Annotated in this window: 1 protein-coding gene; it reads right to left on the reverse strand. The window is 35.8% G+C overall.

All coding sequences use genetic code 11. The features are described from left to right. A partial coding sequence (locus tag HHH54_RS11260) for a reverse transcriptase domain-containing protein (protein ID WP_269814029.1) occupies positions 1 to 204 on the reverse strand: 204 nt, incomplete at both ends.

Here is a 204-nt window from a genome sequence, read left to right on the forward strand (position 1 = left end):
TGTAGGAGAACCCACTTTACTTTTATCTTTATTCACTGTTAATTTCAGGTCTTTTTCGATAAAATTTGTGATACTTTCCATAACACGTTGTCCGGCACGTTTTGATTTTACAAAGATGACGAAGTCATCAGCGTATCTCACAAAACGGTGTCCGCGCTTCTCTAATTCTTTATCCAGTTCATGCAAATAGATATTACACAACAA

It is taken from the genome of Staphylococcus canis (assembly GCF_016238445.1).
Lineage (GTDB): Bacteria > Bacillota > Bacilli > Staphylococcales > Staphylococcaceae > Staphylococcus > Staphylococcus canis.